15 protein-coding genes are annotated in these 15888 nt (G+C 58.8%); 5 read left to right on the top strand and 10 right to left on the bottom strand.

Features of this window, described 5'->3' with window-relative positions:
* Positions 1–10 precede the first annotated feature (10 nt).
* Both FD02_RS08630 and rpiA read left to right on the top strand, forming a co-directional pair.
* Entirely contained in the window at positions 11–2029 is a 2019-nt protein-coding gene (locus FD02_RS08630; RefSeq protein ID WP_082603365.1) for a glucose PTS transporter subunit IIA, read from the top strand.
* A 135-nt stretch (positions 2030–2164) separates the two neighbouring features.
* Positions 2165–2860, top strand: coding sequence for a ribose-5-phosphate isomerase RpiA (gene rpiA / locus FD02_RS08625; protein ID WP_054722974.1), 696 nt, complete (start codon positions 2165–2167; stop codon positions 2858–2860).
* Between the two features lie 29 nt (positions 2861–2889).
* Here rpiA and FD02_RS08620 read toward each other — a convergent pair whose 3' ends face one another.
* A complete protein-coding gene (locus FD02_RS08620) occupies positions 2890–3327 on the bottom strand; it encodes a MerR family transcriptional regulator (RefSeq protein ID WP_056951765.1) in 438 nt (145 codons plus the stop codon).
* A gap of 112 nt (positions 3328–3439) precedes the next feature.
* Here FD02_RS08620 and FD02_RS08615 point away from each other — a divergent pair, with 112 nt between their 5' ends.
* Positions 3440–4924: an MDR family MFS transporter gene (locus FD02_RS08615; RefSeq protein WP_056951763.1), complete on the top strand. Its 1485-nt coding sequence runs from the start codon at positions 3440–3442 to the stop codon at positions 4922–4924.
* Entirely contained in the window at positions 4921–5643 is a 723-nt protein-coding gene (locus FD02_RS08610) for a DUF4811 domain-containing protein (protein WP_056951761.1), read from the top strand. Before FD02_RS08615 ends, FD02_RS08610 begins: the two co-directional genes overlap by 4 nt.
* A 54-nt stretch (positions 5644–5697) precedes the next feature.
* On the opposite strand, the gene pcp is transcribed toward FD02_RS08610, so the two are convergent.
* The 9 genes from pcp to dhaK form a co-directional block, all read right to left on the bottom strand.
* On the bottom strand, positions 5698–6345 hold the full coding sequence (gene pcp / locus FD02_RS08605; protein ID WP_056951758.1) for a pyroglutamyl-peptidase I: 648 nt from the start codon (positions 6343–6345) through the stop codon (positions 5698–5700).
* Between the two features lie 169 nt (positions 6346–6514).
* Complete coding sequence (locus FD02_RS08600; protein WP_056951756.1) at positions 6515–7426, bottom strand: DUF979 domain-containing protein; 912 nt, start codon at positions 7424–7426, stop codon at positions 6515–6517.
* Between the two features lie 2 nt (positions 7427–7428).
* A complete protein-coding gene (locus FD02_RS08595) occupies positions 7429–8094 on the bottom strand; it encodes a DUF969 domain-containing protein (RefSeq protein WP_054722966.1) in 666 nt (221 codons plus the stop codon).
* A gap of 60 nt (positions 8095–8154) precedes the next feature.
* On the bottom strand, positions 8155–9207 hold the full coding sequence (locus FD02_RS08590; RefSeq protein ID WP_056951755.1) for a M20/M25/M40 family metallo-hydrolase: 1053 nt from the start codon (positions 9205–9207) through the stop codon (positions 8155–8157).
* Between the two features lie 113 nt (positions 9208–9320).
* Positions 9321–11144 carry a pyruvate oxidase gene (gene spxB / locus FD02_RS08585; protein ID WP_056951753.1) on the bottom strand — a complete coding sequence of 608 codons (1824 nt, stop codon included), beginning with the start codon at positions 11142–11144 and terminating at the stop codon, positions 9321–9323.
* 838 nt (positions 11145–11982) lie between these two features.
* The gene (locus FD02_RS08580) at positions 11983–12690 is read right to left on the bottom strand and encodes an MIP/aquaporin family protein (protein ID WP_054722960.1); all 708 of its coding nucleotides are present in this window, start codon (positions 12688–12690) and stop codon (positions 11983–11985) included.
* A 58-nt stretch (positions 12691–12748) separates the two neighbouring features.
* On the bottom strand, positions 12749–13117 hold the full coding sequence (gene dhaM / locus FD02_RS08575; protein WP_054722959.1) for a dihydroxyacetone kinase phosphoryl donor subunit DhaM: 369 nt from the start codon (positions 13115–13117) through the stop codon (positions 12749–12751).
* Entirely contained in the window at positions 13114–13698 is a 585-nt protein-coding gene (gene dhaL, locus FD02_RS08570) for a dihydroxyacetone kinase subunit DhaL (RefSeq protein ID WP_056951751.1), read from the bottom strand. Before dhaL ends, dhaM begins: the two co-directional genes overlap by 4 nt.
* Before the next feature lie 51 nt (positions 13699–13749).
* The gene (gene dhaK, locus FD02_RS08565) at positions 13750–14745 is read right to left on the bottom strand and encodes a dihydroxyacetone kinase subunit DhaK (RefSeq protein WP_056951903.1); all 996 of its coding nucleotides are present in this window, start codon (positions 14743–14745) and stop codon (positions 13750–13752) included.
* A gap of 158 nt (positions 14746–14903) precedes the next feature.
* Between dhaK and dhaQ the strand changes: the two genes are divergently transcribed.
* Positions 14904–15887, top strand: coding sequence for a DhaKLM operon coactivator DhaQ (gene dhaQ, locus FD02_RS08560; RefSeq protein ID WP_056951749.1), 984 nt, complete (start codon positions 14904–14906; stop codon positions 15885–15887).
* The last annotated feature ends 1 nt before the right edge of the window (position 15888 follow it).

Genomic DNA, 15888 nt, shown 5'->3' with positions numbered 1-15888 from the left:
GAGTGTAACCATGGCTGAAGACAAGTACAAAACCATTGGCGACGGGATTTACGATCACGTGGGTGGTCCAACCAACGTCGCGAAGTTGATTCATTGTATGACGCGGGTCCGCATGACCATCAAGGACGACGGCAAGGTCGACCTCGAAGGCTTGAAGAAGGTGCCTGGGGTCTTAGGCGTCGCACAGGAGGATACCTTGCAGGTCATCCTCGGCCCCGGCGTCGTGAACAAGGTCGCCCAAAACATGGTCGACGAAGTGGGCGTCAACCTCGGGGAACCATTCCCAAGCGGCGCCACCACCGCGGCCACCAGTAGCTACCAAAGCGGCAAGACGGCGGTTGAGGAAAAAGCCGCCGAGGTCCATGCCGCGCACAAGGCCGCCCAGAAGCAAACCTGGTGGCGCGCCGCCTTGAAGCACATTAGCTCGATTTTCATTCCGTTGATTCCAGCCTTCGTCGGTGCCGGGTTGATTTCCGGGATCGCCGGGGTGCTGGGCAACTTGCAAACCGCCGGCGTGATCGGCGCTGGCTGGGGCACGGCCATCTTGACGATGAAGGTCATCAACGCCGGGCTGTTCACCTACCTGAACATCTACGTCGGCATCAACGCCGCGACGGAATTCCGCGCGACCCCTGGACTGGGTGGCATCATCGCCGGGTTGATTTACCTGCCTGGCGTCGTTGCGCCGCTATCCTTGCCGAACATCTTTACCGGCAAGCCCCTGGTCGCCGGTTCCGGTGGCATCATCGGGGTCCTGTTTGCCGTGTGGGTCATGAGCTACGTGGAAAAATGGTTCCACAAGCATATTCCTGATTCCGTCGACATTATTTTCTCGCCATTCTTCACGTTGCTCATCATGGGCATCTTCACGATCTTCCTGGTCATGCCAGCGGCTGGTTGGGTGTCCGCCTCGCTGGTTGGCGCCATCAACTGGGTCTTGAACGTCGGCGGGGCCTTCTCCGGGTTCGTCTTGGGGCTGGTCTTCCTGCCAATGGTCATGTTGGGGTTGCACCAGATTCTCACCCCAATTCACCTAGAAATGATCAAGGACCTTGGCATGACGCCGCTGTTGCCGATTCTGGCGATGGCTGGCGCCGGCCAGGTCGGCACGGCGATTGCGCTGTGGATTCGCTGCCGCAAGAATAAGCAACTCACCAACATGATCAAAGGGGCCTTGCCAGTCGGCATCCTCGGTGTCGGCGAGCCGCTGATTTACGGGGTTTCGCTGCCACTAGGTCGGCCGTTCCTGACCGCCTGTGTCGGCGGTGGTGTCGGTGGTGCCGTGATCGGGGCCATCGGTGGCATCGGCGCGACGTCCATCGGCCCGTCCGGGGTCGCCTTGATTCCACTGATTCACGGTGGTTTCGGCAACGCCATGGGTTATGTCTTCGGCTTGCTGGCAGCGTATGCCGGCGGGTTTGTGGCCACTTACTTCTTCGGGGTGCCGAAGGACGCGATGGTCGCTAAAGACGAGGAAGGCAACCTGCTTGATAACACCGCGGTGGCGACTGCAGCGCCTGCTGCCGCACCAAGCATTGATGACATTATGACCGCTGCGCCTGTCGCCGGTGCGACCACGGACTTCGTGGCCACGGTGGCGGGGACCTTGGAACAACTGAGTGCCGTTAAAGACGACGCGTTTTCACAAAAAATGCTTGGTGACGGCTATGCCATCGAGCCAAGCATCGAAACCATTGTCGCCCCGGCGACCGGGACGATCATCTCCATTTCCGACACCAAGCACGCCTTCACCTTGAAGGCCGACTCCGGCTTGGAGATTCTGGTGCACCTCGGGCTGGATACCGTCGAACTCGGCGGCAAGCCATTCTCCTATGACGTGGCCGTGGGCGATCACGTCACCGCCGGTCAGCAAATGGGGTTGATGGACCTCAAGCAAATTGCCGCGGCGGGCAAGGCGCCAACGGTGATCACGGTGGTCACCAACATGGACGCCGTGGCCAGCTTCGGCACCTACGCCGATGGCACCGTTGACCTCGGTGCGCCGGTGTTGACCGTCACGAACAAGTAAGCTGAAGGGCGCGGGCAACCGCGCCTTTTTGGTTGGCGCGGCGCTTGACACGCCAAATGCAACCCTTTACAGTGAAGCTAAACGGATGAATGGGGGCTAACAATGACACCAGATGAATTAAAGGCGCCAAAAGGAATGACCAAGCAGCAACAAGACGAATTGAAGCAAGAAGCGGCCAAGCAGGCGGCGGCCATGGTGCAACCAGGCAGTGTGCTTGGCGTCGGCACCGGCTCGACGGTGAAGTTTTTCATCGATGCGCTGGCGGCGCGGGAACAAAGCGAAGGCTTGCACCTCAAGGCAATCGTCACCACGTCCAGCCGCAGCCAAAAGCAGCTGGAAGGCTATGGCTTTACGGTGAGCGAGCTGGCCGACATCGGCCAAGCCGACTTAATCGTCGACGGCGCCGACCGCGTTGACGCTAACCTCGACGGCATCAAAGGCGGCGGCGGGGCGCTGACGCTGGAGAAAAACGTCGCGGTGAACTGCAAGAAAAACGTCTGGATCGTCGACGAAAGCAAAGTCGTGACCCACCTGTCCGGCTTCCCGCTGCCGGTCGAGGTGCTGCCAATCAGTGCCAGCCACCTGTTCACCAAGTTTGAGGCGGCCGGGCTCGAGCCGGCGTACCGCACCCAAGCCGATGGCAGCAAGTACATCACGCATTATGGCAATTACATCATCGACCTCGGCGTGTCGCCGCTACCGATTCCGGCGGGGTTGGCCGATTACCTCGACCATACCGTCGGCGTCGTCGAGCACGGGTTATTCCTGAACTTGTGCGATGAGGTGCTGATCGCCCATAGCGACGGCACGATTGAAGACCGCAAGCGTTAACGCGGACGTAAAAAGGGTTGAGCATGTGCTCAACCCTTTTCCTGTGCCCGCTTCACTTTCTCGATCGTGACGTGCTCGCCAATTGTGGCCACTACGTCGTAACCTGGATCGTTGGCCAGTGGCCCCAAGTTGGCGCGGACGCCGGTGCCGGTCTCGTCGTATTCCTGCAGGCGCTCGCGAATGAAGTGCTTGATCACATCGTGTTGGGCGAGGCGCTGGCGCGCCAGCGCCGCGGCCTTGGCGAGGGTGTAGCCTTCCTCGACCATGGTTTGCACGAAGATGATGGTGGCGACATTGTTCAGATTGAAGCGTTTGTTGCCGCCATCCTCGCGGCGAAACGAGGTGATGATGCCTTTTTTCTCCCAGTAGCGGATCTGCGCCTGGCTGGCGCCGGTGACGCGGGAGGTTTCCCCAATCCCCATCGAGAGATCCAGGTCTTGCAATTTTTCAGTGAATCGGCGGTCCATCTCGTGCTCCTTTCAGAAAATCCATTGACTTTCTGGTGCGATACTCGTAAGGTTATCTGTGGCTATTGTAACATAATGTGATAAGAACACAAGATAATCAGAGGGTGACAGAATGGATTTTAGCAATATCAAGGATACACATGGCAAACCAGTGAACGTGATCATGCTGGTGTTGACCCTGATCATCGGGGTGTTCACCACCGTGTTGAACCAGACGATTCTGTCGACCGCGTTTCCAACGTTGATGACGACGTTCAACATTTCCACGGCCACGGTGCAGTGGCTGACCACCGGGTTCCTGTTAGTCAACGGGATCATGATTCCCGTCACGGCTTACCTGGTCGGCAAGGTGCCCACCAAGCGCCTATATCTCATGGCGATGACCGTGTTCCTGATCGGGACCACCGTCGCCTTTACCGCCAACGGCTTTGCGATGCTGCTGGTCGGCCGACTGGTGCAGGCGGTCGGCGTGGGGATCACCATGCCGCTGCTGCAAAACATCATGCTGACGATTTTCCCGCCGAACAAGCGCGGGGCGGCCATGGGTGTGGCCGGCATCGCCATTGGGGTGGCGCCTGCCATCGGCCCGACCTTGTCTGGGTGGGTCATCGATAACTTTGGCTGGCGCACGCTGTTCGGCATGATTATTCCCATCGTCGTGCTGGTACTCATCGCCTCGCTGTTTTTCATGGCCGACGTCTTGCCGGATCGGCACCCGACGCTGGACGTGCCGTCGTTGATCGAATCCTCCATCGGGTTTGGCTCCTTGCTGTATGGCTTCTCCGAAGTCGGCGACAAGGGTTGGGGTAGCCCGGTTGTGTACGGCGCGATTCTCGTCGGCGTTATCGTGATTGCCTTGTTCAGCTATCGCCAGTTGCACCTGGAGAAACCCTTCCTCGAGCTGCGTGTGTTCAAGACGGGCATCTTCACCTTGTCGAGTATCCTCGGCTCGATCTCCAACATGGCGATGGTCGGCGCCGAAATGGTCATTCCGATGTACCTGCAGATCATTCACGGCAAAACGGCGCTGGAATCCGGGCTCACGTTACTGCCTGGGGCCCTGTTGATCGCGATCATGAGCCCGATTACTGGGATCGTCTTTGACCGCATCGGCGCCAAGCGCCTGGCTCAACTCGGCCTCGGCATCCTAGCCGTGGCCACCGTGCCTTACGCGTTCATCACCGCGACGACGCCGTCGATTTACATCACCGTGATTTACGCGGTGCGGATGTTTGGCATCTCCATGGTCAACATGCCGGTGACCACCAACGGCATGAACGCCTTGTCCCAAGACATGGTGGCGCATGGCACGGCTGTCAACAACACGCTGCGCCAGATTGCCACGTCGATCACGACGGCGGTCATGGTGTCGGTGTTGACCGATGTCACCAACGCCAACAAACCGGCGCACGCGTTACTGGCTAGCGACCCGCTGGCCTACAAGCACGCATTCTTCAACGCGACCTTGTCCGGCTACCACGCAGCGTTTTGGATCGCCGTGGGCTTTTCGACCGTCGGCTGGCTGTTGGCCTTCTTCCTTAACACGAAGATGCCCAGCGGCAAAGTCGTGATGGACTCTAAGGAGGCGGCAAAATGATTTTATGGATATTAGGCCTCGCCACCTTGGCGTTGTATCTTAGTTTTATCTTGATGAAAAATGGTGCCTGGCGCTCGTTATGGGTCGGCCTCAGCCTGGTCGTGTTGGTGGGTAGCCTCGCGCTGCTGCACTTCAACGACTCTAACCACTTTGGCATGAAGCAAGTCACCAAAAGCACGACGCAGGTGATCTACTCCGCCAGCCCAAGCAAGCAGCTGCCGTTGTTGCTGTACCAAAACGTCGGCACCAGCGGCAAGCACACGGTGTATATTTACAAAACCAGCGCTAAGGGCAAGGCGACGCACACCAAGGCAGATTACACCGTGACCAACCTCGTGGCCAAGGCCCAACCGACCACGGCGCAAGTCACCACCACCCGCAAGGAATGGGTCTACAAGTCCGGCTTCTACCGCGCGTTGTTCAACAACGAGAACAACCACGCGGTGATTCGGGTGACCAACACGTTCCAGCTGCCGAAGACCTGGACGGCGTTAACCACCCAGCAGGCCAAGCAGTTGGCCAAGCGCATAAAGGCCATGCAGCAGCCGACCGCCGCGCAAAAGGCGAAGGCCGCCGCGGCCATCGAGAAGCAAGTGGCCGCCGCCTTGGCGAAGAATCCCAAGGCGGATGCGGCCACGGTGACCAAGCAGGTCACCGCGGCGTATCAAGCCGCCCAGATTCAAGCCGTGATTAAAGCCGTCAAAGGCAATAACGACTAGAGACACGAAAACAGCGATCCGCCGCCTGGCGAATCGCTGTTTTTTTGGTTGAGGTTAGGCAATCGTGCCTTCGATGGTTTCGATGTCACCTTTGCCGTCGCGGTCGACGATGGCGCCGATGGCTGCGGTGAGGCCGCGGACGTCATCGGCCAGTGACAGCGCCGGGGTTTCCGGCCGTGCCACGACTTGTTCAGGCAGGAACGGAATGTGGATGAACCCGGCCTTGATATTCGGGAACTCCTTGTCGCGCATGTATTGCACCTGATAAAAGATGTGGTTGCAGACGTAGGTACCAGCGGAGTTAGACACCGTGCTCGGCAAGCCGGCGTCGCGAATCGCGCGGGCCATCGCCTTGATCGGCAGCTGCGCGAAGTAGGCAGGGGCGCCGTCGTCGTGAATCGTGTGATTCAGCGGCTGGTAGCCGGCGTTATCCTTGATGCGGCCGTCGTCCAGGTTGATGGCGACGCGTTCCGGCGTCAGGCCGAAGCGACCGCCGGCTTGGCCGACGCTTAAGACGTAATCAGGTTGTTCGCGCACGATGGCGTCATGCGTGACCTCGGCGGATACGCCGAACTTGGTCGGAATTTCTTGCTTCACGATTTGGGCGCCGTGAATCTCAGCCGGCAGGCGCTTGACCGCCTCGATGGCCGGATTGATTTTGTCGTCGCCAAACGGGTCAAACCCCGTGACTAGAATTTTCATCAGGATGCTTCCTTTCTTGGTGCTGATACGGAACTAGAGGTGTCATAGTCGGGCGCCGCAGCGCAAGCGGCTAGGCAGAGGACCACCGCGTGCTGTAGCCAAAAGCGGGCTACACCACGCGGCGGCACCTCTGCTACGCCGCTTAACCGCGCTGCGGCGCCCTGTGGAATTAAAATGCCAAGACGTACATCAACGCGATCTGCACAATTAATAATACCACAGAGACGGGGGCCTGCTGTTTGATGACACCCATGGGATCATCCATTTCCATCAAGGCCACCGGCAGGCTGTTGAAGTTGGCGGCCATCGGCGTCAGCAAGGTGCCACAATAGCCGCTGGTCATGCCGATAGCGGCGACGACGGCGGGGTTGCCGCCAACCGCGACGACGAAGGGAATCCCCACGGCGGCGGTGATGACGGCAAAGGCCGCAAACGCGTTACCCATGATTGCCGTGAACAGCGCCATGGCCACACAGTATAAGATGACCCCGCCGAGGTGGCTCCCGGCAGGAAAGACGCCGGCAATCAGCTTGGCGGTCAGTGTGCCGACCCCGGCGGCGGTGAACACCGCGCCTAAGGTGGCTAACAGTTGCGGCAAGATCCCGGCGGCGCCAACCGAGCGCACCATGCGCTGGGTTTCGGCGTAAGCCACCTTAGGGCTGGCCTTGGTCAACAGCCAGGCGAAGATGAAGGACACGACGGCCCCGATCCCGATGCCGACTTGGCCGCCGAGCTTGGTTTGGGCGATGGCCACGGAGACGATTGCCAGCACAATACTAGGCGCGTAAACCCAGAAGCCGAGTTTCTTGGCGGCGACTTCGGCGTAGGCACTATCGACTTTAGGCAGGGTGCCGACGCGAATCTGTTTGAACGCCGCCAGCAAGCCGATGATGACAATCAACACGCCGGTGGCCATCGGCGGAATCAAGGTCCCGAAGGCAAAACTGATGGCCAGTAAAATCCAGAACAACCCGGTGCCGATGCGGGCGGGGTTGGTGTGATCGCGGAAGGATTCGATGCCGGCGATGGCCATCACGACCCCAATCAACACGTACATGACTAAGAGTAAGGTATCCACCATGATTATTTGCCCTCCCGCTTAAAGCGCCGATCGAACCACAAGTTGTACACGCCCACGATGATCAGCGTGATGATGGCAATCGGAATGGTGTAGGTGACGATTTGCGTCGGCGTGACGGTGTGCTTCAGCGACTTCATCGTGCTGGCGATCAACAACACACCAGCCGAAGCGACGAACAAGTTTTGGGCGAAGAAGTTCCCGAAGTTGTCCACGGCGGCGGCGCGGCCCTTCAAGACGTCTTCGTCCTTGGCGGTGAGCTTGCGCTGCACCTCCGCGGCGGCGGTCGTCATCGGCGCGATAATCGGCCGCACGAATTGGACTTGGCCTTGCAGGTTGATGCCGAAGACCCCGGTGAGTTCACGAATGGCCAGATAAATATTCAAGATCCAGCCCGGCGTCAGGTGCTTGAGCTTTTTGATGCCATTGACGGCGACTTCCTTCAAGCCGGAGCGTTCCACCAGGCCAATCATCGGCAGGGTCAGGAAGAACAGCGTGACCATGCGATTATCGACGAAGCTTTGGCCCAGCGTCGTCAGCAAGTCGGGGATGCTCATGCCGGAGAACAAGGCGGTAACGATGGCGGCAATGACGACCACCGCGGTGGTTTCCCATTTGAAGGCGAAGCCAATCACGATGATGACAATCCCAAGTAGTTTCAAATATTCCATTGTGCACTCCTTTGGATAATTATTGCGTAACTATGCAGTCTATTTTAGCAAACTCCGCTCCTAGGCGAAATAGCGCCGCGCGATTGCCTCGTATTCTTGAACAGCCAGCTGATACTGGGCCAAGTCGACGTATTCATTCAACCGGTGCGACATGTTCTCGGTGTCATCGCCGTGGCCGAAGATAATCGTGTCAAAATGGTTGGCACTCTTGGTGAATTCCGACGCGTCTGTGGCGGCGTGGATGATGGCCAACGCTGGTGCGGTGCCGCTGACTTGCGCCACCGCGGCTTGGGTGGCCGTCACCAGCTTGGCGTCGGTGGGGGTCAACACCGGGAAGAAGCTGTGAGTCAGCTCGAACTCGACGCGGCCGGCGCTTCTCGCGTTTAACGCCGCGACGGTTTGCTGCAGGCGCTCGGTTACCGCGGCGTTGTTAAACGTCGGCACCGGCCGAATGTTCCCGGCGAGCTCCGCGTAATCGGGAATGGTGTTGACCTGCTCGCCGGCTTTCATCACCGTGACGCTGTGCTCGAGCTTGCCGATGATCGGATCAGCTGGGGCGTCATCAAACAAGGTGCGCTCGGTGACGCCGAAGTCCAGCAGCGGCTCCAAGGCGTTGATTCCCGTGGCCGGCATCGAGCTGTGCACGGACTTACCATAACTTTTGACCTTATAATTGTAGGATCCCGAGTGCCCATAAATCAGCTTGCCACCGGTGGGCTCGCCGACCGTGGCCATGAAGCGCATGTGGTGGTCAAAGCCGCTGTTGTGCAAGGCGATGAAGGCCAACGCCATCGCCGCCAAGCCGTTTTTCATGTCGCTGGCGCCGCGGCCGTAGAGCTTACCGTCGTGAATCTCCGCGGCAAACGGCGGGTGCGTCCAGGCGGATTCGTCACCGGTGGCCACCACGTCTTCGTGCCCGGTGAACGCCAGCAAATCGTCGCCGTCGCCAAACTCCGCCACCAGATTGGCGCGGCCCGGGGCGTATTCGACCAGTTTGGTGGCGATACCCGCCGCCTCAAATTCCCGTTGTAAGATTGCTGCCGCCGCCGCTTCGTTGCCGTTAGCGGTGTTGGTTTGAACCAGTTCCTGCAATAATGCTGTTGCCTTGTCCATAAATTTGCCTCTTTTCATAATGCCTAGTTAAAATCTAGTCGTTTCCACAGCAAAAGGCAATCAAACAAAAAAACCGCCTACCGGAGCAGGGGTAGGCGGGTGACACACTGAAATTAGTCGAGGACGACGCCGGCGTCATCGAGGAAGCTTTGCAGCGGGCGCAGGGACTGACCGTCATATTCGGCGAAGAAGTCGCTCAGCGTCGCCGGGGCCTGCAAGGCACGGTTGACGTTGTAGGTCGGACTGACGGTTTCCTCGACGCGGCCGTCGACGATCTTCACCTTGAGCGCCTCCACCGGGAAGGCGCGCTTCTTGGTCACCTTGGCTTCGAGCAAAAAGGGTTGGCCCGCGGCGATGGTGGCTTGGGCCTGAGCCAAGGCCGCCGGCAAGTCGGCGGGTTTGGTCACCGTGGCGCCGGCGATGCCCATGCCTTCAGCAATTTTCACGAAGTCTTGGTCTTCCAAGTCAATACCGGAGTAATCGTTCATGCCTGGAATGTCGGCCTGCTCATCGCGAATGAAGCCCAGCGTGGTGTTGCTGGTGACGATGTTGAGAATCGGCAGGTGATACTTTTTCTCCGTGATTAGGTCCTGCATCACCATGGAAAACGCGCCGTCGCCGGAAATCGAAATCACCTGGCGGTCCGGGTAGTTCAGCTTGGCGGCGATCGCCTCGGGGATGCCGACGCCCATCGAGGCAAACAAGGCAGACACCACCCATTTGTTGGTCGGCTTGAGGCTGAGGTAGCGCAACAGGCTGATGGTGTTGTCGCCGACGTCTAAGGCGATGATCGCATCCGGGTCGATGATGCCGTTCAACGCATGGTACAGCGGCTCGAGTGCCAGAGGTTCGCTGGGGTTATCCACCAGGCTGGCCTGATAGTCGCGCCAGTTTTGGTGGTCGGCCACCGCCGCTTGGAAGAACTGGCTTGGCGCGGCCGGGGTGGCCTTGGCCAGCAGCTGCTCGACGAAGTAGGTGGCGTCGCTCCACACCCCGAGGTCGAGGTAGTGGTGCCGGCCGAATTGCGCGGCGTCGGCGTCGACCTGGATAAACTTGAAGTCGTGGCGCGTGTAGACGTTATTGGCAAACGGGAAGTCGGCGCCGATGGCAATGACGAGGTCGGCAATGTCCATGATTTCGTTGGCGGACTTGGACCCGACGCGGTTAACGAAGCCAAGATTTCCCGGGTAATCTTCGTCGATTAGGCCCTTGGTGAGCCCGGTCATGATGATAGGGATCTGGAGCTTCTTAGATAACGCGATTAACTGCTCCCCACCTTGGCGAATGCCTCGGCCGACGTGAAAGACTGGTCGCTTGGCCGCACTGATCATGGCCAGCACCTGGTCGATTTCAGCCGGCGTGGCTTCGGGCAGCGGGGTCGGCTTGTTGTCGCTTGGGCTGCTGCTCTTGTATGGCACATCGGGAATCTGCACGTAACCAAAATCGTTGGGAATGATCACGACGGCCACGCCTTGGTGCCGGTACGCTTCGCGAATCGCCTTGTCGACAACGTAAGGCAGGCTTTCGCCGGTCATTACCGTGCGGCAGTAGCAGGCGACATCGGCAAACATCGGGCCTTCGTCGAATTCCTGGAAGAAGTTGTAGTTCATGTTGGTGTGCGGCACTTGACCCACCAGCGCCAGCACCGGCGCGTGATCTTCGCGGGCATCATACAGGCCCGTCAAGAGGTTGGTGGCGCCTGGGCCGGCGGAGCCAAACGTCACGGCAATTTTGCCGGTGAGCTTGGCCTCGGCGGCAGCCGCCAGCGCGCCGACTTGTTCGTGCCGCACCTGAATGTATTGAATATTATCCTGCTCGACTTCAAGCGCCGACATGGTTGAGTTAAACGAGCCGCCGGGATACCCGTAGACGTGCTTGACGCCCCAGGCTTCGAGGACCTTCAACATGGCGACACTGGCTGGTACTGTGGTCAACATATGCACACTTCCTTTAGTCATGAATTAAAATTGGCAACAACTATCACGTCCACAATGTATCATGGAATGAAATCGGTTGCAACACCTAATTATTGATAAGTGGGAACTGTGGCTAAAGATTAGTACAGATTGTCGAACCGGTTGAAGGCACGCCGACGGGTTGAATGTGACGCGTAAGGAGTCACATGATCCAAAAATTCTGCTCCAGGCTGTGCGGTGGATTTGAATGCGGAAGCAATGTGACGCATGACGCGTCAGATGCCGAAGAATGTCGGGAGCAAGATGTGGCGTAGTTTTAAATGCGAAAGCAATGTGACGCGTCACGCGTCAGATGCCAAAGAATGTCGGGAGCAAGCTGTGGCGTGGTTTTGAATGCGGTAGTAATCTGACGCATTGTGCGTCACAAGCTGAAGGATATCGAATGCGGGGTTGTCGTCGTTGTCGGCATGACGCAGTGATGTGACGCACAGCGCGTCGGATTTGGTTCAGGTTGATACTTGGGATTAATCCAGTTGATCAACGGATGAGGCAATGTGACGCGTCACGCGTCAGACTTACACAACTTCTGGAATATGATGCATCTCTTAAATTGCCGCTCCGAGTAATGTGACGCGTCACGCATCACATCGCCTCACAATGTAGAAGGCAGGACCCAGCCAGGATATGTCCCGCTATAAAAGTCTGACGCTTGACGCGTCAGATTCGTATCCGCTAGGCCGACAGCCGCTACGCACCAGGCAAGCGCCAAGTAGTCTGACGCCTGACGCGTCACACTCATGAATTTGCCCGCAAAAAAAGCGGTGTGGCTTGCGCCACACCGCCGAGCAATAGATTGAACTTAAACCAATAAGAACTGCAGGAAGCCAGCCAACAAGCCGCCGGCGATTGGGCCGCAAATCGGCACCCAAGCGTAACCCCAGTTGGCGTCACTCTTGTTCGGCACTGGCATGACAGCGTAAGCCAGGCGCGGCGAGAAGTCACGGGCAGGGTTGATGGCGAAGCCCGTGGTCCCACCAAGCGTTTGGCCAACGACGACAATCAGCAAGCCGACGATCAATGGCTTCAAGCCCTTGGTAAAGTCACCCAAGTTCAACAGGGTGAAGACGAAGAAGAAGGTGGCAATGGTTTCTGACAGGAAGTTGAACAGCGGATTTGGAATCGCTGGACCAGTGGCGAAGATGCCGACGTTGTTCCCGTCCTCAGGCGTCTTGGCCGCCTTGAAGTGTGGGTAGTATTGAACCATGACGATCAACGCCCCGACGAAGGCGCCGAGGAACTGGCCGAGCAGGTAGCCGCCAACTTGGCTCCATGGGAAGAAGCCGAATGCGGCAAAGCCCAAGGTGACCGCTGGGTTCAGGTGGCCGTCAGAGCCGAAGGTCGCCGCGACGTAGACGCCAAAGGTTACGGCCAAACCCCAGGCCAGGGAGACAAACGTCCAGTTGGAACCATGGGCGTAGGTTTTCTTCAAGCTATTGCCGGCCCCACAGCCGACACCGAAAACGATGAGGACCATGGTCCCGAGAAATTCTCCTAAAAATCCTTGCATGATATACCCTCCAATAATTTTGATTAATAATGGCGGCGACGCCAATGCGCCGCGGGAATTATTTGATTTTCAGTGGTGCCAGTTGCGCTTCAACGGCGGCTAAATCGACGCCGGCTTCCACCAGCGAGGCCGCCGTATATGCGCCTTCGATCAAGGCGACGTCATACAGGTGCACCTTTTTATCGGTCATTTCGATGGCCATTTCGAGGTTCATCTTGGCGCTGCCCAAATCGTAAAACGCCAGCAGCTCGTCGGCCGAGTTATCTTCAAACGCCTGGCTGATTTTGGCCATGCTGGTGCCGATGTCGTTATCATCGGTACCACCGGCGTAGGTCAGTGGGGTGTTGGCGGCGACTTGCTTGATCAAGCGCGTGATGCCTTGGGCGACTTCTGGTACGTGTGAGACAACAACGATGCCTAAACTCACAAAATCCCCTCCGTTTCGATTAAGGCTTCAAACAAGTAGCCGGAGCTTTGCGAACCCGGGTCGATATGGCCGACGGACCGCTCGCCGAGGTACGACGCGCGGCCTTTTTTGGCCTCGATGTCCTTGGTGGCTTCAACCGCGGCCTTGATTTGGTCCTTGGTCAGGCTCCCGGCCTTGACGTCAGCGACCAGTGGCACCCACACGTCGACCATCGTTTTGTCGCCAGTGGTGGCGCCGCCGCGCTTTTCGATCCCGGCTAGCGCCGCATCGAGCAACGTCGCGGTGTCGTTGGCATCCTTGGCGGCCTTGGCCATTTCCAAGAAGGCCGTGCCGTATAACGGGCCACTGGCGCCGCCGACCTTGCTAATCAAGGCCATCGCCGTGGTTTTCAACACGGTGACGAGGTCCGGGTCGCTGAGTTTGCCCAGCGCTTCGGTAACGGCGGTGACGCCGCGCGCCATGTTGTTGCCGTGATCGGCATCGCCAATCGGTGTATCGAGGTCGCTGAGGTAAGCCGCATTGGCTTCGATTTTACCCGCGAAGTTGGTTAACCACGCGGTCGTATTTTCTGCTGTAAACATCAATCTGGTCCTTTCTAAAACGCGTCCACATTCCCATCCGTCCCCAACGGTCTACCAGGCGACAGTTTCGACCGGGTAGTTCAAGGCTTTCAGCCAAGCCGGGTCGGCCAGTTCGAACAAGGTCAAGCTGATGCCGGCCATGTCGATACTGGTCATGTAGTTGCCGACCTTGGTGAAGGCCGGGGTGATGTTCTTGGCCTTCAGTTGGTCGAGGGTGTCATGCGCAAAGATGTATTGTTCCATCAACGGTGTGGCGCCCATGCCGTTGACCAGCATCGCATACTGCTTGTTAGGGTCCAGGTGCATTTCGTCATCCAGCTTGCCGAGTAATTCCTCAACGAGCTCCTTGCTTGGACGCAGCTTTTCGCGGCGGTAGCCGGGTTCGCTGTGAATGCCGACGCCGAATTCGATTTCGTCTTCGGCCAGTTCAAACCCTGGCTTGCCGGCTTCTGGGACCGTGGCGGCAGACAAGGCAACGGCGATGGTCTTGATGTTTGGCAAAACGGCGTTGGCGAGTTTCTCCAAGTCGTCGAGGCTGGCGCCTTCTTGCGCCGCGGCGCCGAGGACCTTGTGCATGAAGATTGTGCCGGCCACGCCGCGCCGGCCTTGCGTGTACAGGGAATCCTTCACGGCGATGTCGTCATCGACGACGATGCGCCGCACTTCGATATCGTCCATTTCCGCCATGTCCTTGGCCATGTCGAAGTTCATCACGTCACCGGAGTAGTTCTTGACGACCAAGAACACGCCCTTGCCTTGATCGACGGCCTTGATGGCGGCGTAAATCTGATCCGGGGTCGGGGAGGTGAAGACTTGCCCGGCCACGGCGCCGGACAACATGCCCTTGCCGACAAAGCCCGCGTGAGTCGGCTCGTGGCCGGAGCCCCCGCCGGACACGATGCCGACTTTGCCCTTCATTGAATCTTTATCAGCACGCACCATGGCCAGCGTATCTGGCACCTGCTCCAAGATGCTTGGGTAGGAGCGCACGAGGCCATCAACCATTTCTGGGACGACGTCATGGGGATCATTAATAATCTTTTTCATGAACAAACACGATCCTTTCTTATTTTTGAATCCGTTCTCATTGTAACCCGGCCACCGGTTGGAATGCCACGGACAGGTTCTGAAAATTGTCCGGGGTGCGGGCACTGGCGCGCAGGTATAATAGAAGCTAGTAACCGATTTCATCTGGAGGTGGTCACATGCAGCTCATCGACGAACCTACCCGTGTGCTCGACGACTTGGCCGCTGGGATTTTGTGGACGTATCCGCAACTGGCGCGCGTGCCCAACACGCGCGGCTTTTATTGGCCGCAACACGATGAGCAGTTGGTGCCGCTGATTGGTGGTGGCGGCTCCGGCCACGACCCGGCGCATTGGGGCTACGTGGGTCGTGGCATGTTGGCCGCGGCGGTGATGGGCGAGATGTTTGTGCCGCCGACCGCCGATGACATCGTGGCCGTGACCCGCGTGGTCGCCAAGCAGCACCGTGTGTTTTTCATCGTGAAGAACTTCGTGGCCGACGTCACCAGTTTCACCGTAGCAAAAACCCGGCTGGAGGCAGCCGGGTACGAGGTGGGGATGACCATCGTCGCCGATGATATTTCGGTTGAAGGGCCGGCGCTAGCAACGCGCAAGCGCGGCGTGGCCGGGACGATTCTGGTGCACAAGGTGCTCGGCGCGGCCGCCGCGGCTGGGGCCTCGGTGCCCGCGCTGACGGCCTTGGCCCAGCAACTCGCCCCGTGCATCAAGACGATTGGCTTTTCGCTGGCCGGGGCCGTGGTGCCCGGCCAAGAGGCACCAAGCTTCACGCTGCCGCCGCATTCGGTGGCCTATGGCGTCGGGATTCACGGCGAGCCAGGGTATCGCACTGAGCCGTTTCAATCGGCCGAGCTCCTGGCCCGCGAGCTCATCACCAAGTTGCGCCAGGCGTTTCGCTGGCAGGCCGGCGAGCAATACGCCGTGTTGGTGAACTCGCTGGGCGGCACCACCGTGATGGAAAATCTCGTGTTTAACCGCGACGTCCGCGAGCTGTTGGCGCTGCAGCCGATCACTGTGGCCTTCAATCATGTCGGCAACTTCATGTCGGCCAATGGCATGCACGGGCTGTCGCTGACGCTGATGCGCCTGGCGGATCCGGCATGGCTCACCGCGCTGCAGGCGCCGGTGGCGGTGCCGGCGTGGTAGG

Source organism: Lacticaseibacillus nasuensis JCM 17158, from assembly GCF_001434705.1.
GTDB classification, from domain to species: domain Bacteria; phylum Bacillota; class Bacilli; order Lactobacillales; family Lactobacillaceae; genus Lacticaseibacillus; species Lacticaseibacillus nasuensis.
This window is presented reverse-complemented; position numbering and strand designations above follow the sequence as displayed.